The sequence below is a fragment of the Arthrobacter sp. D2-10 genome, from assembly GCF_054161285.1.
The window spans coordinates 3,009,426-3,029,418 of sequence record NZ_CP096431.1; the positions used below are offsets into that span (position 1 = coordinate 3,009,426).

13 protein-coding genes and 1 riboswitch are annotated in these 19,993 nt (G+C 63.2%); of the genes, 5 read left to right on the forward strand and 8 right to left on the reverse strand.

The window, feature by feature from the left end:
- Nucleotides 1–171: 171 nt before the first annotated feature.
- From M1D74_RS14095 to M1D74_RS14110, 4 genes are all read left to right on the forward strand, one after another.
- On the forward strand, nt 172–1,689 hold the full coding sequence (locus tag M1D74_RS14095; protein ID WP_309124640.1) for an APC family permease: 1,518 nt from the start codon (nt 172–174) through the stop codon (nt 1,687–1,689).
- 81 nt (nt 1,690–1,770) lie between these two features.
- Nucleotides 1,771–3,183, forward strand: a complete 1,413-nt coding sequence (locus M1D74_RS14100; protein WP_309072576.1) for a purine-cytosine permease family protein — start codon at nt 1,771–1,773, stop codon at nt 3,181–3,183.
- Nucleotides 3,180–4,859 carry an amidohydrolase gene (locus M1D74_RS14105; RefSeq protein WP_458115687.1) on the forward strand — a complete coding sequence of 560 codons (1,680 nt, stop codon included), beginning with the start codon at nt 3,180–3,182 and terminating at the stop codon, nt 4,857–4,859. The genes M1D74_RS14100 and M1D74_RS14105 overlap by 4 nt, the downstream gene beginning before the upstream one ends.
- A 189-nt stretch (nt 4,860–5,048) precedes the next feature.
- Nucleotides 5,049–6,317, forward strand: coding sequence for a flavin-containing monooxygenase (locus tag M1D74_RS14110; RefSeq protein ID WP_458115688.1), 1,269 nt, complete (start codon nt 5,049–5,051; stop codon nt 6,315–6,317).
- Between the two features lie 109 nt (nt 6,318–6,426).
- Here the strand turns inward: M1D74_RS14110 and M1D74_RS14115 are convergent, their stop codons facing one another.
- The 6 genes from M1D74_RS14115 to M1D74_RS14140 all read right to left on the reverse strand — a co-directional run bounded on the left by M1D74_RS14115 (nt 6,427) and on the right by M1D74_RS14140 (nt 14,217).
- Nucleotides 6,427–7,611: a hypothetical protein gene (locus tag M1D74_RS14115; protein WP_458115689.1), complete on the reverse strand. Its 1,185-nt coding sequence runs from the start codon at nt 7,609–7,611 to the stop codon at nt 6,427–6,429.
- 157 nt (nt 7,612–7,768) lie between these two features.
- Nucleotides 7,769–7,924, reverse strand: a complete 156-nt coding sequence (locus tag M1D74_RS14120; protein ID WP_458115690.1) for a hypothetical protein — start codon at nt 7,922–7,924, stop codon at nt 7,769–7,771.
- A gap of 42 nt (nt 7,925–7,966) precedes the next feature.
- Nucleotides 7,967–8,323, reverse strand: coding sequence for a hypothetical protein (locus tag M1D74_RS14125; RefSeq protein WP_458115691.1), 357 nt, complete (start codon nt 8,321–8,323; stop codon nt 7,967–7,969).
- Nucleotides 8,324–8,616: 293 nt separating this feature from the next.
- Nucleotides 8,617–11,529 (reverse strand): hypothetical protein, encoded by a 2,913-nt coding sequence (locus M1D74_RS14130; protein ID WP_458115692.1) that lies wholly within the window; start codon nt 11,527–11,529, stop codon nt 8,617–8,619.
- Nucleotides 11,530–11,619: 90 nt separating this feature from the next.
- The gene (locus M1D74_RS14135) at nt 11,620–12,678 is read right to left on the reverse strand and encodes a hypothetical protein (RefSeq protein ID WP_458115693.1); all 1,059 of its coding nucleotides are present in this window, start codon (nt 12,676–12,678) and stop codon (nt 11,620–11,622) included.
- 213 nt (nt 12,679–12,891) lie between these two features.
- Nucleotides 12,892–14,217, reverse strand: coding sequence for a bifunctional o-acetylhomoserine/o-acetylserine sulfhydrylase (locus M1D74_RS14140; protein ID WP_309124740.1), 1,326 nt, complete (start codon nt 14,215–14,217; stop codon nt 12,892–12,894).
- A gap of 43 nt (nt 14,218–14,260) precedes the next feature.
- A riboswitch (SAM riboswitch) is annotated at nt 14,261–14,377 on the reverse strand.
- Nucleotides 14,378–14,557: 180 nt separating this feature from the next.
- Between M1D74_RS14140 and M1D74_RS14145 the strand changes: the two genes are divergently transcribed.
- Nucleotides 14,558–15,307 carry an SDR family NAD(P)-dependent oxidoreductase gene (locus tag M1D74_RS14145; protein WP_458115694.1) on the forward strand — a complete coding sequence of 250 codons (750 nt, stop codon included), beginning with the start codon at nt 14,558–14,560 and terminating at the stop codon, nt 15,305–15,307.
- Between the two features lie 69 nt (nt 15,308–15,376).
- Here M1D74_RS14145 and M1D74_RS14150 read toward each other — a convergent pair whose 3' ends face one another.
- Complete coding sequence (locus M1D74_RS14150) at nt 15,377–16,702, reverse strand: cellulase-like family protein (RefSeq protein WP_458115695.1); 1,326 nt, start codon at nt 16,700–16,702, stop codon at nt 15,377–15,379.
- Complete coding sequence (locus M1D74_RS14155; protein WP_458115696.1) at nt 16,699–19,992, reverse strand: DUF5107 domain-containing protein; 3,294 nt, start codon at nt 19,990–19,992, stop codon at nt 16,699–16,701. The genes M1D74_RS14150 and M1D74_RS14155 overlap by 4 nt, the downstream gene beginning before the upstream one ends.
- Nucleotide 19,993 lies beyond the last annotated feature (1 nt).

Genomic DNA, 19,993 nt, shown 5'->3' on the forward strand with positions numbered 1-19,993 from the left:
TGATTCATCAGATGAAGTGATAAGGATCATCGGTATTCAATGGTGTACGTGATGCAGTTCACAGGCCTACGCTTCTGGCAGCACCTGACGCCTCCCCGTCCCGCATCTGAGGCTTCGAACCGTTCACGCACGTCTGCGACGTTGCAGACTTAAGCAAACAAAGGACCGATCATGGACCAGCCAGTAGGCAAAACCCGCCTCGCGGAGGAACAAAGCCAGCATCTGCAGAAATCCCTCGGCCGCTTCGACATCCTGCTCCTGGTTGTCGCTGCGGTCATCTCCGTGGAAATCCTGGGCCAGGTTTCCGGGTTCGGTGGAGAGACGTTCACCTGGACGCTCATCCTCGCCGTGACCTTCATGATCCCGTACGGCCTCATCTTCGCGGAGACCGGCGGAGCGTTCACCGAGGAGGGCGGCGTCTACGTCTGGACCAAGATGGCCTTCGGACGCGTGGTCGCCGCCATCACCTCGCTGTTCACCTGGGTGACGCAGCCGGTGTGGGTTGGCGGCGCCATGGCGTTCGTGGCGGTCGAGACCTGGTCGGAATACGTCGGGCACATTGAAGCAGGCAGCTTCGGCGACTACCTCTTCAAGCTGGCCTTCATCTGGATTACCGTCACCTCGGCGATCATCAGCCTGAAGCACGGCAAGTGGCTGCCCTCGCTCGGGGCGATCCTCAAGGTCCTCTTCCTGACCTTCTTCATCATCGTCACCCTGGTTTACGGGCTGCAGCATGGCTTCAACGGCCTGGACCTCGGCTTCTTCTCGCCCACCCTCGCGGGCTTCCTCGGCGTAACCCCGCTGCTTCTGTTCTCCTTCCTCGGGTTTGAGTCCGGGAACAGCGCCGCCGGCGAGATGAAGAACCCCGCCAAGGACGTTCCCATCTCCGTAGCCCGCTCCTCGGTCATCGCCGCCGCCAGCTACCTGCTGCCGATCCTGGCCATCCTCCTGGTGGTCCCGGTCGACGAAATCACCGGTATCGGCGGACTGTTCGGTGCAATTGCCACGGTCTACACCGTCTTCGGTGGAGCAGCCGAGGTCATGCTGGCAATCTCCGCGATGGTCTTCTGCTTCGTCCTGGTCTCCCAGGGCGCTGCCTGGATGATCATCAGCGACCGCATGCAAGCCATGGCCGCCGCTGACGGATCCTTCTTCGGAGGCTTCTTCGGCAAGTTCCATCCCAAGCTGGGCACCCCCATTCGCGTGAACACCCTCTCCGGCGTGGTGGCCACGCTGTTCATGCTCGCGGCGATGCAGCTGACCGGGACCAGCAGCGCGCTGTTCGGCGTCGTCCTGAGCATCTCCATCTCCACCTTCCTGCTCAGCTACCTGTTCGCCATTCCCGCCGCCGTGCGGCTCCGCACCAAGTACCCGCATACCGACCGGCCGTTCAAGGTCCCGGTCTCCGACACCGGCTTCAAGGTTCTCGGCGCCATCTGCTTCGGCTGGATCCTCATCGGCTCCTGGGTAGCCATCTTCCCCGGCACGCTCGATGTTCTCTTCGGACTGGACTACAACTTCGAAGAAATCTGGGGAGTCTCCCAGTTCACCTTTGAGGCATTCGCCCTCGGCACGCTCGGCTGCATCCTGGCCCTCGGCGTCGTCGGCTACATCCGGGCCAAGAAAGTCCGTGACGCTGGGATCACAGATGAGGTGCTTGAGAGTGCGGCCTTCACGTCCGGCGTCTGAAGCCGGGACAAGAAACTCGCTCCCGATGCACTCTTTCAACCGCCCAACCGTCCGCAACTCACCGCACGAAGGAGTGCAGTCATGATCGAGGACACCCTCAAGAATCCGACCGGTTCCGACAGAACCGCGAAACTGATCACATTCGAACGCCGCCACATCCGCCCCATCCCCCTGGACGAGCGGCACGGTACCACTCGCGGGCTGTTCTTCGTCTGGCTCGGCATCAACATGCTGCCCCTGACGGTCGTAACCGGCGCACTGGGACCGACCCTGTTCGGACTGTCACTGGGCTGGACCATCACGGCAGTGGTGATCGGCAACGTCATCGGCGGACTGGGGGCTGCTCTGCACGCTTCGCAGGGACCGCAGCTGGGGATCCCCCAGATGCTGCAGGCCCGCGGCCAGTTCGGCTACTTCGGTGGAAGCATCCTCGCGCTCATCGCGCTCATCATGTTCCTCGGCTTCTTCGCTTCCAACCTCGTGGTCGCCGCCCAGAGCTTCGCCGCGGTCTTCCAAAGTGACTCGATCAATGCCGGAATCATCGTCTGCGCGGTCATCGCTCTCGCCGTCGCGATCTTCGGTTACGACCTGGTGCGCAAGCTGATGGGCGTGTTCTCCGTCGTCGTCGGCGTCCTGGTGGTGATCTCGATCGTGATCGCAGCTTCCAATCCCGCGACGTTCGCCGTGCAGAGCGACCTCGGCTTCACCGTCGCGGGATTCTTCGGCATGCTCGCTATCGGCGTCACCTGGCAGCTCGCCTACGCGCCCTACGTGTCCGACTACTCGCGTTACATGCCGAAAGAGGGCGGCTCACGCCAGGCGTTCTGGGCAACCTACCTTGGACTTGTGATCGGCACCGTGCTGGTCATGATCCTCGGCGCATTCGTTGGCCTCACCACGACCGACGGCGACGCCATGTCAGCGCTCGGCGGACTGCTAGGAGGGTTCGGGCCGATCGTCCTTTTCGCCTTCGGCATCGCCTCGGCGGTGATGAACTCCTCCAACATCTACTCCGGCGTCATGTGTTCCCTCACCGTGTTCGAGACGCTCTCATCCAAGGTCCGGATCGACACGGTCAAGCGGGTCTCGATGACGGTGGCCTACGCTCTCCTCGCGATGCTCGGAGCCCTGCTCGGCAAGGACGACTTCCTGGTCATCTTCGGCAACTTCGTCACGGTCCTGCTGTATGTCCTCATCCCCTGGTCGGCGATCAACCTGGTGGACTACTTCATCCTGCGCAAGGGCCACTACGCCGTGGACGACATGTTCCGCCGCGATGGCGGCATCTACGGCCGCTGGGACACCATCGGCCTGGTGAGCTACCTGCTGGGCATCCTCGTGCAGTTCCCGTTCATGGTGACCACCATGTACACCGGCCCTCTCGCGGAACCGCTTGGGTTCGTGGACGTCGCATGGATCGTCGGGTTCGCCGTACCGGCCGTCGCCTACGGCCTCTGGAAGCGTTCCGCCATCACCACTGCCGGGGTGAAATGAGCGCTCCGAATCTCATCATCACCGGTGCCCAGCTCTGGCTGCCCGAGCGCAGCAGTTCGACGGCGGTGGCCGTCACGAGCGGGAGGATCACCGCCGTCGGCAGCGACGAGGAGATCCTCCCGCTAGCGGGGTCCGGGACGGAACACCTCGACGCCGCCGGCGCGGCCGTGCTTCCCGGCTTCCACGACGCCCACATCCACGCCCAGGCCGGCGGACTAGCGCTGCTCGGCTGCAACCTTGACCAGGCACATTCCCTGGACGGGTATGCCGGCTTGATCAGCAATTACGCTTCAAACCACGACGGCGAATGGGTCGTGGGGTCAGGCTGGTTCGGCGACGTCTTCCCCGGTGGGCTGCCCACCCGGCAGATGCTCGACGAGCTGGTGCCGGACAAGCCTGCGGTGTTCACGAGCCATGACGCGCACGGGGTCTGGGTCAACACCGAGGCGCTCCGCCGGGCCGGAATCAGGAGCGATACGCCGGATCCCGCGGCTGGCCGCATCATCCGGGACAAACACGGCGTCCCGACCGGCGTACTCCTGGATGCCGCCGGGGAACTTGTCTCCCGGCTCATCCCTCCGCATAGGCCCCAGGACCTCCGCGAGGGTCTGCTGGCCGCCCAGCGCCACTTGTTCTCGCTCGGAATCACCGCGTGGCATGACGCAATCCTTGGCGCCTACCTGACCCTTCCCGACTCCCTTCCGGCATACATCGAAACGATCAACGACGGCTCCCTGCGGGCACGGGTAACCGGGTCCATGTGGTGGCCGCCGACCGCCGGGCCTGAGTACGTTCCGGAGATGCTTGAACGCATCAGGGCCGCCGGTAACGCCGGCTTCATCGTGCGCAGCGTGAAGATTATGCAGGACGGCATCTGCGAGAACTGCACGGCTGCACTCATCGAGCCATACCGGGGCGTGCACCCAGAGTCCCGGGGTGACTCGGTGATCAGCCCCGAGCACCTCGGGCAGATAACGGCTGAGCTCGATGCGGCCGGTCTGAACATCCACTTCCACGGCGTCGGTGACCGCGCGGTACGCGAATGCCTGGACGCAGTGGCCCACGCCCGACGCCGGAACGGTCCAGGGCAGCGACATCAGATAGCCCACCTCGACGTCGTTGACCCCGCCGACTTCGGCCGGTTCGCCGAGCTCGGGGTGACGGCGAACCTGCAGCCGCTGTGGGCACGGAACGACCAGGAAATTCTCGAGCGGAAATTCCCCCTCATCGGGGAAGACCGCGCCCGATACCACTTCCCCTTTGCTTCACTGCGCGACGCAGGGGCGCACCTCGCGATGGGCAGCGACTGGCCTGTTACCAGCCCCGATCCGTTATGGGGCCTTCACACGGCCTGCACGCGCACTGCTCCGAAGGAAGACGTCCACGCCCTGAATGCCGAATCTCGCGAACCTGCCCAGCCGCAGGAACGGCTCGGCGTCGATGAGGCTGTGCGCGCATACACGCTTGGATCGGCCGAGGTGTCCGGCAACGCGGACGACCTGGGAACCCTCGAGCCAGGAAAGCGAGCAGACCTCGTCATTCTGACTGGACCAATCAACGCCACGGATAGCTTCGACGACCTGCGCGTTTCGCGGACAGTGCTCGGCGGCGAGTCTGTGTACGTGCGCGCTCCGGCTGAAAGCCGCAGCCCATTGAAGGCAGATTCGCAGCTGTAAATCAGATAAAGCTGAGCGGATTTATTAGCTATGCAGATGCAGGCGCCGCCGCAAGAATTGAAGGAACGGGGAGAACAAGTGGCAACCGATCGAGACATTCGAGCCGCACTCCCGCTGGGAACGGAGCAAGGCGACACTCCGCCGTCGTCCCCTTCCAGCCACCAATCGTCGCATGCAGAGGAGATCCACATGTCCAGTCCAGAGATCGAGGTCCTCGTTGTAGGCGCTGGCCAGGCCGGCGTCGCAATGAGCGAACACCTGACTGAGCAGGGCATCCCGCACCTCGTTCTGGAACGCCACCGCATCGCTGAACGGTGGCGCTCCGAACGGTGGGACTCCCTCGTCGCTAATGGGCCGGCGTGGCACGACCGCTTCCCCGGTCTGGAGTTCTCGGATCTGGAGCCCGGAGAATTCGCCTCCAAGGAACAGGTGGCGGACTACTTCGTGGCCTACGCCGAGAAGATTGGCGCACCCATCCGCTGTGGCGTCGAGGTGACCTCTGTACGCCGAAACACCGGTGCACCCGGCTTTCAGGTGACGACGTCGGCGGGAGACTTCTCGGCACGTTACGTCGTTGCCGCGACCGGACCCTTTCAGCGTCCGGTGATTCCCGCCGTCGTTCCCGACACTTCCAACCTCACCCAGCTGCACTCCAGCAAGTACCGCAATCCTGGCCAACTTCCGGAGGGCGGCGTGCTTGTGGTCGGCGCCGGCTCCTCAGGCGTGCAGATCGCCGCTGAAATTCAGCGTTCCGGGCGCCAGGTGTACCTTTCGGTCGGCCCGCACGACCGCCCGCCACGCAGCTACCGTGGACGCGATTTCTGCTGGTGGCTCGGAGTCCTCAACAAGTGGGAAGCCTCCGCTCCCCCGCAGGGCGCGGAGCACGTGACGATCGCGGTCAGCGGGGCCGACGGCGGCCACACGGTTGATTTCCGCAATCTCGCCGCCAGTGGGATCACCCTCGTCGGCCGGACCCTGGCGTTCGACGGCGGTAACATGACGTTCGGTCAGGACCTCGGGAAGAATTTGGCGCAGGGCGATGCCAACTATCTTGCGGTGCTCGACGAGGCTGACGCCTACGTGGAGCGCAACGGGTTGGACCTGCCAGAGGAACCCGAGGCCAGAGAGCTGCGCCCGGACCCGGAGAGCGTGACGAACCCGATTCTGGAACTCAACCTGGAGGATGCCGGCATCACCACCATCATCTGGGCCACCGGGTTTGCGGTGGACTACAGCTGGCTGCAGGTCGATGCATTCGACGAGAAGGGCCGCCCGCGCCAGCAGCGGGGCGTCTCAACCGAGCCAGGCATCTACTTTCTCGGGCTGCCGTGGCAGTCACGCCGGGGGTCGAGCTTTATCTGGGGCGTATGGCATGACGCGAAGTACGTTGCCGATCAGATCAGTATCCAGCGGGGCTACCTCGCCCACAACGAACAGTCGGCGCTGGTTGGGAGCTGATCGGTCTGACCTCTGACAGGGTGACCATGTCCGGTTCCTGCGGTGGAGTTGCCCGCAGGAACCGGAGCGGTGAAAATCTGCTCATTGCCAGAGCGAGAACGCGTGCTTTCTAGCGAACAACCTTCTCGAACCCGGAAGCGCCCTCGCCGGTCCACCGATAGAGCTCAAGAGTGGCTGCTTCCTGCTTGCGGCCGCTGGAGTGATCGTCGAAGTCGCGGGCGACGTAGAAGTAGCCGTCACCGATCGGCTCGATGCCGACGTCGGACTTGAATTCCCATCCGTAGATCCCGGTGGGTTCGTGCTGCAGGCCCTGCTGCAGGAGCGGCAACACTAACCCGGTTTCCTCGGTGGGCTGGCCCTCGATGGCCTGTTCTTCCGGTGCAACGGTTCCGTCCACTACGTACAGCGTCCGGTTGGGGTACTCGGGCTTGCTGCCGCGATACACACCCATGTACCAGAGGTGGCTGTCGTCGTCGTAGCTCAGGTTCTGCACCCCATAGTGAGTGTTGCCGGTGTGGACAAAGTACTTGGCGTCCTCGTCGGCGGGACCGGAGGTGTGCGGATCGGCCTGGGTGAGCGGGCGTTCGTACTGCTTCCAGCCGGAGACGTCATACTGCAGGAGCACCTGGTGGTCGTTGTCGCTGCGGGCGTTGTTACGGTAGACGCCATACGCGACCATCAGCTGCTGCTTGCCGTTCTTCTTCCCGAACTCGGGACCGAAGCTGACGCCATCGATACCGCTGGAGCCGTAGCGGTGATCGGCAGTGTTGCCGGTGTTGCCGTCGAACCGGCCGTCGCCGTTCATATCCGCGGTGTAGTCCTCGACCACTTCCTCCAGATAGACGGCGGTGACGATGCCCGAGTCCTCGGCGTCCATTCCGACCTCAGTAATCGCGTCGACGTCGAAGATCGCGATGTAGAAGGATTCCTCAGCCTTGTACTCCAGCGAGCCGTAGACCCGGCCGTCCTTCGTGTTGAAGTCCAGGTCACCGAGGTGGCCGGTGAACCCTTCGACCGTCCCAATGACGGTACCTTCGAGGTCGGTCTTGACCAGCATGTTCGTGAACGAGTGATAGACATACCCGTTCTTCTCATCTATTGCGATGCCCTGAATATGGCCGGCGTCCCAGGAGCCTGAGTCGATGGTTAACGGATAGTTCTCGATGGCGCGCTGCGCCTCGGCGTGCGCTGCCGGTGCCTGCAGGTCAGCCGGTGCTGCGGCAGCAGGGACAGCAACGCCAAGGCCAGCAACTACAGCGATCGTGGTGACGAGTGGTGTGATGTTCTTCTTCATGGATCTTTCCGGGAGTCGGTGTCGGCGGGAAGCCGCTGTTGGCATGCCCATCCACCTTGGCCGGTACGTGGAAACGTCGGCCGGGGAGAACGTGAACAGCACCTGAAGTTCCAATCAACCTTGGCGAAGCCCGTCACCGTGCGTCGCCCTCGCCGGCTCACCGGACCGGCGCCGTTGTGGCGGCTCCCATCCCGTTGACTCGCTCGTGGCGGTCCTTGTACTCGTCCTTGCTCCACAGCTCGGGCCAGCCTTTTGGGGCTTCGTTCGGGCTGACAGTGTCCGCGTTGTATGCGAGCACGATGGCCTGCTGCACCAGCGGCCAGTAGGCCTTCTCCTCTGCGGGGTCGGCGAGAGCTTAGTCGAATCCCCCGGACCACTCCGGCGTGTAGAGCTCGAGAACGTCCTCCTTCTTCAACTGCTCGTAGTAGACGTTGTTCAATCCATATACGACGTCGGCAACGGGGTTGTTCTTCTCTGCGATGAGCTTGTTCGTGGCATCAGCTCCGCCGGCTCCAACAATCTCAAATCCTGGCTCGGCTGCTTTCGCCTGCAGCCACTCGCCGCGACCTTCCGAGTTTGAGTTCGTGTAGACAACGAGCGTGCCAGCATCGCTGGAACCAACACTTTCGGCAGGGCCGTCTCCCTGTCCACAGGAGGTCAGGAAGACTGCAGCAGTAACGGCAAGTGCTATGGCACCCAAGGGTTTTCTCACGATTGGCTCCTCGTCGCGCACGTCCCGAACAGGGACGCACCAACGCTTCCGAACCTAAGTGAACTGTTGCTTGGGAAACCTTAACTGGAGGGCAACCGTGGCAGTCCGTGACCTAGCAGGAACCAAAGCAAGGGAAGGTTTAGGAGGAAGCGAGCGACGAAAGCCAGCATCTCCGACTATTGGGGCTAGAACAGACGACGCAGACCGCACTGCATATTCCGTGAAGGGACGTGCAGAAGGGTATGCGCGTTGGCCGGAGCCCCTTCCGGGGCTCCGGCCGCTACTCTCCTCGGTCAGGCGCCCGCCGTACGCGGACGACGTGCGACCAGTAGGGTGCCGGCGATCAACAGTAGGCCGCCCATCAGGAGCAGCACCAGCGAACCGGTGCCGGTCTCAGCGAGGGCGCTGCGGTTTGCCATGCCAGCGGCGGAAGCCTTCGTATCTCCGCTAGCGGAGATGCCGGTATGGGCGAAGACAACCGTCGATTCAGAACCGGCGGGACCTTCCGCGCGCGGGGTCCCGTTGCTACCTGCATTCGACGAGTCACCTGGCGCTGCAGGAGCGTTCGGGTTGGTCGGGTCGACAGGGGTAACCGGGGTGACAGGGGTTCCAGGCTGAGCAGGTGCACCCGGGTCAGTCGGATCAGTCGGGTCAACTGGGGTGACAGGCGTGCCCGGCTCAGCGGGTGCGCCCGGGTCAACCGGATCGACAGGGTCGACAGGGTCGACAGGGTCGACAGGGTCGACAGGATCCACAGGATCCACAGGATCGACAGGGTCGACAGGATCAACCGGATCCACAGGTGTTTCTGGGTCGCCCGCGGCGGAACCGCAATCAGTTGTTTTGCTGTCTCCGATTACTGAAACGGCGTTGCACCCGACGTTTATGGGTACGAGTACTTCGAGGTCAGCGACTACACCGCCGAGCAACCCACCATTGGTGCCGCCCGTGTAGCCATCACCATGGCCACCGTTCGAGGCATCACCGGAAGTGGAACCGTTCGAGGACGAATTGGAACCATCCGTGGAGGAATCACCGATCACCGAGATTGCATTCCCGCCAACGTTGATCGGAGCAACAGCGTCCAGGTCAGCAACTACACCGCCGAGCAACCCACCATCGGTACCGCCCGTGTAGTCATCACCATCGCCACCATGGCCACCGTTCGAGGCATCACCCGAAGTGGAGCCACCAGCCGAGGAATCCGAACCCTTGCTGGAGGAGTCACCGATCACCGAGATCGCGTTACCACCGACATTGATCGGAACGACAGCATCTACGTCGGCGACCACACCGCCGTTGTAGCCATCACCATGGCCACCGTTCGAGGCATCACCCGAAGTGGAGCCACCAGCCGAGGAATCCGAATCCTTGCTGGAGGAGTCACCGATCACCGAGATCGCATTCCCGCCGACGTTGATCGGAGCAACAGCGTCCAGGTCAGCAACTACACCGCCGAGCAACCCACCATTGGTGCCGCCCTCGTGGCCATCACCATGGCCACCGTTCGAGGCATCACCGGAAGTGGAACCGTTCGAGGACGAATTGGAACCATCCGTGGAGGAATCACCGATCACCGAGATCGCATTCCCGCCGACATTGATCGGAGCAGCAGCGTCCAGGTCAGCGACTACACCGCCGAGCAGCCCGCCGTTGGTGCCGCCCGTGTAGCCATCACCATGGCCACCGTTCGAGGCATCACCGGAAGCGGAGCCACCAGCCGAGGAATCCGAATCCTTGCTGGAGGAATCACCGATCACCGAGATCGCATTCCCGCCGACGTTGATCGGAGCAACAGCGTCCAGGTCAGCAACTACACCGCCGAGCAGCCCACCATTGGTGCCGCCCGTGTAGCCATCACCATGGCCACCGTTCGAGGCATCACCGGAAGTGGAACCGTTCGAGGACGAATTGGAACCATCCGTGGAGGAATCACCGATCACCGAGATCGCATTCCCGCCAACGTTGATCGGAGCAACAGCCTCCAGGTCAGCGACTACACCGCCGAGCAGCCCGCCGTTGGTGCCGCCCTCGTAGCCATCACCATGGCCACCGTTCGAGGCATCACCGGAAGTGGAACCACCAGCCGAGGAACCCGAATCCTTGCTGGAGGAATCCCCGAGCACCGAAATCGCATTCCCGCCAACACTCACCGGAACGACAGCCTCCACGTCGGCAACCACACCGCCGAGCAGCCCGCCGTTGGTGCCGCCCTCGTAGCCATCACCATGGCCACCGTTCGAGGCATCACCGGAAGTGGAACCACCAGCCGAGGAACCCGAATCCTTGCTGGAGGAATCCCCGAGCACCGAAATCGCATTCCCGCCAACACTCACCGGAACGACAGCCTCCACGTCGGCAACCACACCGCCGAGCAGCCCGCCGTTGGTGCCGCCGGTGTAGCCATCACCATGGCCACCGTTCACAACGCCACCGGAAGTCGAACCGGTCGAAGACGAATCCGAACCAGTCGACGAAGAATCACCGATCACCGAAATCGCATTCCCGCCGACATTCACCGGAACGCCAGCGTCAACGTCGGCAACCACACCGCCGAGCAGCCCGCCGTTGGTGCCGCCGGTGTAGCCATCACCATGGCCACCGTTCACAACGCCACCGGAAGTCGAACCGGTCGAAGACGAATCCGAACCAGTCGACGAAGAATCACCGATCACCGAAATCGCATTCCCGCCGACATTCACCGGAACGCCAGCGTCAACGTCGGCAACCACACCGCCGAGCAGGCCAGCAGAGCCGTAGTGGTCAGCGTCCCCGCCGCCGTTCACAACGCCACCGGAAGTCGAACCAGTCGAAGACGAATCCGAACCAGTCGACGAAGAATCACCGATCACCGAAATCGCATTCCCGCCAACATTCACAGGAACGACAGCCTCCACGTCGGCAACCACACCGCCGAGCAGGCCAGCAGAGCCGTAGTGGTCAGCGTCCCCGCCGCCGTTCACAACGCCACCGGAAGTCGAACCAGTCGAAGACGAATCCGAACCAGTCGACGAAGAATCACCGATCACCGAAATCGCATTCCCGCCAACATTCACGGGAGCCACCACGTCCACACCGGCGACCGCACCTCCGAGCAAACTGCTATCTGTGCCGGGTTCAGCGGCTGAGGCCGCCCCGGCGCCGAGGACAAGAATGCCCCCGGCAAGGAGGAATACTTTGATCCCTCGTTGTATGCACGTATGCATGATTACTCCTGATTTTTGATGTTTGTTTGCAGCGTCTTCTGCGCCACAGGAAAGCTGACTTACCGCCTCTTCAGGGCAGCCGGCAGCTCATCAATCAGGAGTAGAACCGGGATCGAACGTAGGATTCAGCGGCAGCTCGGATGACTGTCCATACTGTGTGAACGCCATCAGGGAGAGACCGAAATTGAAGAAAGAAGTAAGGGCATCAGCGGCACCGGAGCCACCCGACATCGTCGAGCCGGACGAGCCCCCGCCAGTACCTGTGTCACCAGTCAGGGAACCGAACAAAACAGTAGAGGTTTGCCCGTTTGTGATCGTGAACGCAGGCGCTTCCACAACGTGGTGCTCAATACCGGCCGCTGCTATCGGAGCGTGGCGGCTGTCGAAAGCTACCTTCACCGGACCATGCGCAGGAGATTTAGCAACTGCAGGCTTTTCTCTTGTTCCACCGGACACCGCACCATTTGCGCTGCCCGAGGAGCTGGCATCCGATTCTGAACCAGCGACCCCATCGGGATCAGTGAAGGTGTTGTTGTGGTGATCCGCGCCTGGATCGGAAGGAGCAGCCCCAGCCGGTGCATCGATGTCAACGACGGGTGCAGGCTCGGGAGCCGTGGGCGCGATCGGATCAACTACAGGATCGACAACCTCCACCACCGGATCAATCACTTCGATGATGGGATCAACTACTTCGAGCACCGGGTCAACCGCGTCGATGACGGGGTTGACGACGTCCAGCACGGGTTCAATAACCTCGCCCACCGGAGTGAGCACCGGAGACAGCGCTGTGTCGGCAGTTTCCAATAAGGGTTGCGTGACGGAGGTGACGGTATCAGCAGGTAAAACGTTGTTGACCACCGGCACCTGAGACAGCGTCGAATCGACCACACCGGTAACCGGTGCGACTAAACGAACAGCACTCACGCCGCCATCGAGATCAGAAACTTTACCGACGACACCAGAAGGCGCCTCCGATGGAGCGACAACTTCCTCAACAACGGAGGTGACGGACCCCAGGAGGCCCTGCTGCCCGCCGTCGTCAGCGTTAGCAACAGTAGCGGAGAGGGCCAGAAGACCTAGTGCGCTGAGGCCGCCGATCAGCGAGGCCCGCGCAGCAACAGCAACAGATCGACCGAATCGCCTGTTCATCCGTTACCACCCCCTAGAGTCCCCACTGCTCAACTCTTAGCAAAACACGCTTCTCAGGTGGGCGCAAACCTTTTTGCATACTTTCTTGGTTCCCACAGCTGAACGCGGCGTGCTCATCGCCAAGTCTCGCTGGTCCTCAGCTTTGGAATCGGACCAGCGAGACGAATGGTGCAGCCTCGTCACCTGTTGCGGGTCACCCCAGCAACCGAAGCACTAAGCTCCTGTCGATGCCTTCGCAGCGCGGAAGCCTGTCTCGAGATCCGCCAGGATGTCGTCGATGTGCTCCAGTCCCACCGAGAGCCGGACCAGTCCGGGAGTCACCCCGGCAACGGCCTGCTGCTCCGGCGAAAGCTGGCTGTGCGTGGTGGATGCGGGGTGGATCACCAGGGACCGGACGTCCCCGATGTTCGCGACGTGTGAATGCAGCTCGAGCGCATCCACGAAACGCTTTCCAGCCTCAGCACCGCCCGCCAGGTTGAAGGAAACGATGGCGCCGGTCCCCTTAGGACCGTACTTACGGCCGCGCTCATACCAGGGGCTTGACGGGAGGCCCGCGTAGGCGACGGATTCGACGTCGTCCCTTTCCTCCAACCAGCGGGCAACCTTCTCGGCGTTGGAGACGTGGCGTTCCACGCGCAGGCTCAGTGTCTCCAGACCCTGCGCAATGAGGAAGGCGTTGAAGGGCGAGACCGCTGAGCCCAGGTCACGCAGGAGCTGGACGCGTGCCTTCAGGATGTAGGACAGGTTGGCGCCGAGGGCGCCGCCCTCCCCGAGATCCCGACCGTAAACCAGCCCATTATAGGTGGGGTCCGGGGTATTGAAGCCTGGGAAGCGCTCAGGGTCCTTGCTGAAGTCGAACTTGCCGGAGTCCACAATCACACCCGCGATTGCCGCGCCGTGGCCGCCGAGGTACTTGGTGGCGGAATGAACCACGATGTCCGCGCCCCACTCCAGCGGGCGGATCAGGTACGGCGTCGCGAGGGTGTTGTCGACGATCAGCGGTACCCCTGCCTCATGAGCAGTGCGGGAGACGCCTTCAATGTCGAGGACGTCCTGACGCGGGTTGGACACAACTTCGGCGAAGAAGAGCTTAGTGTTCGGCTGCACGGCATCACGCCACTGGTCGAGGTTGTCAGGATCGTCGACGAACGTGACCGAGATACCGAACTTCTTCAGGGTGTGCGCGAACAGGTTGTAGGTGCCGCCGTAAAGGCTAGGGCTGGCGACGATGTGGTCACCGGATTCGGCGATGTTCAGGATTGCGAAGGTCTCGGCCGCCTGGCCGGAGCTGAGCAGGAGGGCAGCCAGGCCACCCTCGAGACTTGCTATCCGTTGCTCCACCGCGTCCTGGGTCGGGTTGCCGATGCGCGTGTAAATGGGCGCCAGTTCGGCCAGGGCGAAGCGGTTCGCCGCGCTCTCGGCGCTCGGGAACACGAAGGACGTGGTCTGGTAGATAGGCAGTGCACGGGCACCGGTGGCGGCGTCGGGCTCCTGCCCGATGTGAATCTGGCGTGTTTCGAAGGACCATCCGTTGGACATTCAAGGCTCCTGTGATCTGGGCCCGGCATGCTCAAAGCACCACGGGCCGCGCTTGCCGTCCGGCCCTTCGCCGAACAGCCAGGTCCTCACCCGGGGCACCCCGCCGCGGAAGGAGGGTTGCCGGCCAGCAAGCCGGGGCTCGATGCTGGCACTCATGACCTGAGCCCAGTGTAGGCAAGCCGGCTGCCCTGAGTGCCAACATGACGAAGATCTACGGATCGAGCGAAGCGTCGCCCGAGATGAGATTCCCGATCTTCGGTTGCTGTCATAACTGATTGGGCGAGGGCAGGACACTCGTGCCGCCGGCAGAACCCGTCATCTCAACTAAGCGCGGAGGACCATGGTAAGGATTTTGATCACCGGTTCGGCCGGAGGACTGGGGCTCAACGCCGCCCGGGAACTGATACACCGCGATCATGAAGTGGTGCTGCATGCGAGGGAGGAATCCCGGTTCGCGGATCTGGTGGAGGTCCGTGGGATGGCGGTGGGCGCAGTCTTCGGGAATCTGGCGGACCTGCAGGAAACCATTCAGGTAGCGGAGCAGGCAGATCACCTTGGGCCGTTCGACGCCATCATCCATAACGCCGGCGTCTACAGCGGCCGTGACGTATTTGCCGTGAACACGGTCGCACCGTACGTGCTGACCGCGAGCATGCAGAAGCCACGGAGAATTATCTACCTGAGCAGCGGGATGCATCAGTCCGGCTCCACGAATCTGGCGTCGGTTGACTGGTCACATGCTGACAAGCGGCCGGGTTCCTACTCAGACAGCAAGCTGTATGTCACCGCACTGTGGGCAGCGGTCGCGGCTCGGTGGCTGGACGTGGAAGCCCACGCGGTAGATCCGGGATGGGTGCCCACTCAAATGGGCGGTCCCAGCGCCCCGGACGATCTGGAGCTGGGGCACCTCACCCAGGCGGAGCTCGCACTTGGAGACGCCGGCAACATCGACCGCGGCATCGCCCGGACCGGAGGCTACTGGTATCACCAGCAGCGGCGAATGCCGCACCGAGCGGTGTTGAGCTCTACCTTCCAGACGGAGCTTCTGAAGCAGCTGGAACGGCACACCGGTCTGGGACTCCCGGAGTAGTCAGGCTCGTCCGCCGGATGACTACGGATCGAAGCCTCAGCGAATACTGGTCGTTGGAGCGTCGTACATCTACCCCTTCGTGGTCGCGCTTCCGCAGTCCCGGATGAAAGCATTGGTTCGCCGGATCCAGTCCGTGTTGAACCACATCGGGTGATGCGGCGCCGCGTTGGATCCCAGCACCATCCCCCAGACGCCCTGCTCCAGCGCTACCCGGATACCGTGTTCAGCGAGTTCCCGCCCTATCGGACCCTCCTCAAAGTTCCCGTTCAGCGGCGTGTAACCGATCCAGCCCTCCCCGATGAGTGCCGGAATCTGCTGCCACCGCGCCCACCCGGCAACCGCAGTCACCCGCGACTCGATCTCGCGGCGCATGACCTCCCGGTAGGTGCCGTACTCGTTGTACAGCCAGGTGTCCCAGGCATCGGCATCCACCCAGTCGTATCCGTACACCATCTGGTCCGTTACAACCGTGGCCTGGTATTTCCACTCCGCCGGTCGCCCATACTCGGCCGGTGTCGGCGCATCCGGGTTCAGCAGCGCCTGCAACTCAACATTCGGAAAACCGGCACTCCTTTCGGACCTGATGTCTATCCGCTTCTGCAACGCATCGAGCACGCCGTAGCTGTAGATGTGGAACTGGGCGGCACCGAGCCCATCCGGCAGCTGATGCATCGTGAGGTGTGGAGGCTTCCCGAAGCTTGCGGTAATCAGCAGGTCCGGATGCTGTTCGCGGAGGCGAAGGACCGCCGCACTGCCGCCGTCGTGCAGTGCCGGCAGGATCGAGAAGTCCACTTCGTTGTGCAATTCCACCAGTGCGATCTGCTCCCGGTAGCCTGCGTCCGTCACCGCGGTAATGAGCCGATGCCATGCCTCAGCCAAGACGGTGTATCGATCCTGGAGCGCCACCCGGTCGATAGCCCGAAACCACTCCTCCGACCGGGCGAACGCGGGGCTCTGCTGGAACTCCCAACTGGCCAGCAGGACGACGAGTCCGTGCCGAGCAGCTGAGTCGAATAACTCCTGGAAACGGTCATGCAAGTTGATGGCGTAACCGCCGGGCGCGTCATACCAGCGGGTACGTTCCCCATAGAACCCTCCGCCCGGCGCAGCGCCGAGACCCTCGATCTCCAGCGACCGCGCCATCTGATCCAGGCCAAGCTCCCCAAAGAGCAGCAGCGGTGCCGCACAAATGCGGATAGCGTTATAGCCAAGCGCCGCGGTCTCAGCACACGCTGCGTCGAGATCCGCGTATGGTCCGCCCGGTTCCGCTCGCGTGTACCAGGAGAAGTCCCACAGACAGATCGTCAGCCGGTCCGGAAGGTGCCCGGGAACCGGTCCGGTCAGCGTGGAGTCAGTGGAGTCGATCGTCCCTGACCCCAGATACCGCTCGTTCATCGTGTGATGCCTTCCCTTATGCGTAGGTTTCGTCCCTGCTCGCCGAGCGCCCTCAGCCTGCCAGCCAGCAAGTCCTGTTCTGCCTCCGGCTTTCGTGCGAAGAGCAGCAGCTCGGGCAGCGACGTGGCGAAGTAGTCCACGTGCGGGCCCACGGCTTCCAGTTCGGCGGCCCGCGCTTCAAGCGCAGCCCACACATCCGATGCTCCCTCCGCATCGCCCAGGCGGGCGTGCGCGACACCCCGCCAGTAGTCCTGCTCATCGATCGCGCGCCCGACGGCGAACGCACGGTTCCGCGCGCATGCTCGTATCAGTGCCTCCCGGGCCCTCTCGTTATCCCCCGTCGCTTCAAGTGCTTCACCAAGCAGCACGTATCGCTGAGCGAGGATGTCTGCTGGATGGCGCCCCTCGGAAAGGTTGAGCGGTGCCTCGATGCCTGCGGCTAGAAGCTCCACCGCTGCGGATGGATCGGTTGCGATCAGGGAGCGCGCAACGGCGAGGGACGCGCGGTCGTAGGCGGCAAGCGCCTGCCCTTCTCCACCCTCGAAGGGCTGGAAAGTGCGCTCCTGCATGATCACCAGAGCCTCCTCCGAACGGCCCACGTCGACCAGCAAATTCACGTAGTGCAGGCTGAGATCATCACGGACGAGTACTCCCGGACAATACTGTTCGATTGCCGCCAAGCGCGCTGCACGCGGTTCGTCAGCGAGTTCGGCGAGCAGTGCCCGCTCGAAGACCAACCGAGGATCTCCCGGACGAAGGGTCAGAGCGTGGTCGAAGAAGCGCGATGCGTCCGCCATCGATCCGTTCCCGTTGACCTCTGCGATGGCAGCGTTTCTCCACGCCACGGCGTCGGCTGAACCCAGGCGCCGCGCCTGCCCAAGTGAACGGCCGGCCTCGTCGATGCGTCCGGCGTCGATGAGCCAGGCGCCCAGGAGGGCATGCGCCACCGGGTCTTCCGGTTGTGCAGTGACGGCTGCCGTCAGCGCATCGTATTCGTCGAGGCCTGATGGGAAGGCAAAGGTGGTGTCCGACGCGCGGGCCTCCGCCCTCTCGTCCGATGCCTTGCCGCTTTCTCCAACGGCATCAAACCACAGTGCCCGGAGATAGTGCCGCAGGGGCTCCTGATTACCGAAGGTGCTCAGCGTCGATGTCAGCGGTTGGGCGGTGAGGGCAAAAGCTGTGTCACGATCACCGAGGCGCCACAGTTCGCATGCCACGGTGAGGACCGTTCGCGGGTCGAGCGGCGTCAGGCCATGGGCCAGTGCCTGCGACACCGGGTCCAGCGGGTCGTCAGCAAGGCATCGTTCCAGGAGCTCCGCCGCTTCGGTGTCCCTGCCGATCTGACGCAACGCAAGGATCCTGACGTGCCGCGGGCCAGGGCTCAGCAGGTCGTGAGCTTCGGCGATACGGGCGGATTCCAGGGCTTCCAAGGGCTTTCCGGCCCGGAGTGCGATGCGCGATGCGCCCAGTCGCGCCGAATGCACCCAGGCCTTATCCCAGGCGGCCTTGCCGAACAAGACGCCCGCATCGCTCAGCTGCCCCGCCCGCTCGGCCAGAAGCGCAAGCCGGTAGTGCGCCTCGCCCGTTGGCGGATTAAGGTTCCGACGGGTCAGCCTCGCAAGGGCCCGCTCATAGAGCTCGCGGGCCTCCCCGTACTGACCACGGCGGTGGTGCCAGTCACCCAGGGCAAGGCAGGCGCGGTGATCGTGTGGATCGCGGTCGAGAATTTCCTGGAAGTACGGGGCAGGGGATCGGGTGGGATGCCGGTATTGCTGCAGGTGCGTGCCCGTGATGTAGAGCTCGTCGCTTGAGGACACATCCGCCGGCAACGGCGGCTCGGTAGCAACCCACGGTTCGGGGGTATCGGTGGATGCGGCGGGAACCGTCCAGCTGATCAGTTCGCCACCGTCGTGGAAAACCTGCATTGCGAGCCCGGGGCCGCCGTCGTCGTCGAGCATGACAGTGGAGGTGAAGGGGACGCCGGGCGCCAGGGTAGCGCGCGTCTCCCACAGCACTCGCCCGTCCCGCTGCAGGACAAACCGCGCGTCGTCGAGATTCTTCGCGCTGGAAACGCCAACCGTCAACTCCGGAGAGCCGGCCCGGGCCTGCAGCGAGACGGCAAGGTTGCGGGTGGCTTGGTGCGCTGGGCCGATGGCGTGGATGGGATACCAGAACTGGCTGAAGGTGCGCGTCTCGCCCGGGGCGAGGTAGCTGAAGTCCGGCTGATTGTCAGTGAAGACGCCGGCCATGAGCTCAACATACGGACCGTCGGTGTCTGTCAGGAGCCTGTCCCAGGCCTGACCGACGGCACCGGTGCCCCAGGTCCACTGCTTCTTTCCCGGGGCGATCGAGCGGTCAGCCCAGTGGATGAAGCCTGCTTGCGCGCGGTGGTCATACCCGCCGAAGAAATCGTCCTGGGTGTCGGTGATCATGTACGAGGTGGGGACGGGAATGTTGCCGTAGAAGTCGATGCGGTCAGCGTCCGGGTTGGTGTCGCTCACCAGGGCCGGGTAGTCGACGCCGTAGTACGGCCTGTCTGCACGGGGAAAGGCGGTGATGGCCCGGCGTGCGTGATCTGCAACGTAGTTGACGTCCGTCGGGAAAAAGGACTGGTATTCCTCGTGGACCCGTGCTGCAACGTTCGCCCACCACAGGAACGTCTGCGGCATGTCGGTACGGTTGTAGAGCCGAACTGCCACCTCGATCACGGAGCTGTCTGGGCGGATCCGTATTCCGTGGCTTCCCCTCATGCGCTGCAGTGGGTCCAGATCGCTTTGCCACACGGTCACGATTCCGTCATCAGAACGCTCGACGGCGGTCTCCACCGGCAGATAGGTACCCGGACGGTGGTGCTGCGGCCAGTTGAACTCCACTCCGCCTGAGATCCAGGGGCCGGCCAGCCCCACCAGAGCAGGTTTGATGACGTTGTTGCGATAGAAGAAGTCGTAGTCGTTGGTCTTGTCATAACCGATGTGGATGCGTCCGCCGAGCTCAGGCAGGATCATCAGCCGGATCCACTTGTTCTCAAGATGGATGGCCTGCCATAACCGCGGCTTCTTTGTGGTGGAGATCCGGTCGGTAAACGGGATGGGGTAAACGCGGCCGCTCGAGCCCTGATACACCCGGCGGTCCAGGAACAGCGGATACTCGTCCGGTGCCTCGGGCTCGTAGGTGTCGATGGAAACAGCTTCGCTCCAGCAGGCCACACCGCCGTCGTCAAGCAATGCCCGCTGATCGGCAGGGGCTGAAGGAAGGGTAATCGAGCTCTTGGCGTCATTGGCTAGGGTCACA

Bases quoted from the DNA above. Each gene is read 5' to 3' on its own strand.
- M1D74_RS14095 (WP_309124640.1), top strand. From the start codon at position 172: ATGGACCAGCCAGTAGGCAAAACCCGCCTCGCGGAGGAACAAAGCCAG.
- M1D74_RS14100 (WP_309072576.1), top strand. From the start codon at position 1,771: ATGATCGAGGACACCCTCAAGAATCCGACCGGTTCCGACAGAACCGCG.
- M1D74_RS14105 (WP_458115687.1), top strand. From the start codon at position 3,180: ATGAGCGCTCCGAATCTCATCATCACCGGTGCCCAGCTCTGGCTGCCC.
- M1D74_RS14110 (WP_458115688.1), top strand. From the start codon at position 5,049: ATGTCCAGTCCAGAGATCGAGGTCCTCGTTGTAGGCGCTGGCCAGGCC.
- M1D74_RS14115 (WP_458115689.1), bottom strand. From the start codon at position 7,611: ATGAAGAAGAACATCACACCACTCGTCACCACGATCGCTGTAGTTGCT.
- M1D74_RS14130 (WP_458115692.1), bottom strand. From the start codon at position 11,529: ATGCATACGTGCATACAACGAGGGATCAAAGTATTCCTCCTTGCCGGG.
- M1D74_RS14135 (WP_458115693.1), bottom strand. From the start codon at position 12,678: ATGAACAGGCGATTCGGTCGATCTGTTGCTGTTGCTGCGCGGGCCTCG.
- M1D74_RS14140 (WP_309124740.1), bottom strand. From the start codon at position 14,217: ATGTCCAACGGATGGTCCTTCGAAACACGCCAGATTCACATCGGGCAG.
- M1D74_RS14145 (WP_458115694.1), top strand. From the start codon at position 14,558: ATGGTAAGGATTTTGATCACCGGTTCGGCCGGAGGACTGGGGCTCAAC.
- M1D74_RS14150 (WP_458115695.1), bottom strand. From the start codon at position 16,702: ATGAACGAGCGGTATCTGGGGTCAGGGACGATCGACTCCACTGACTCC.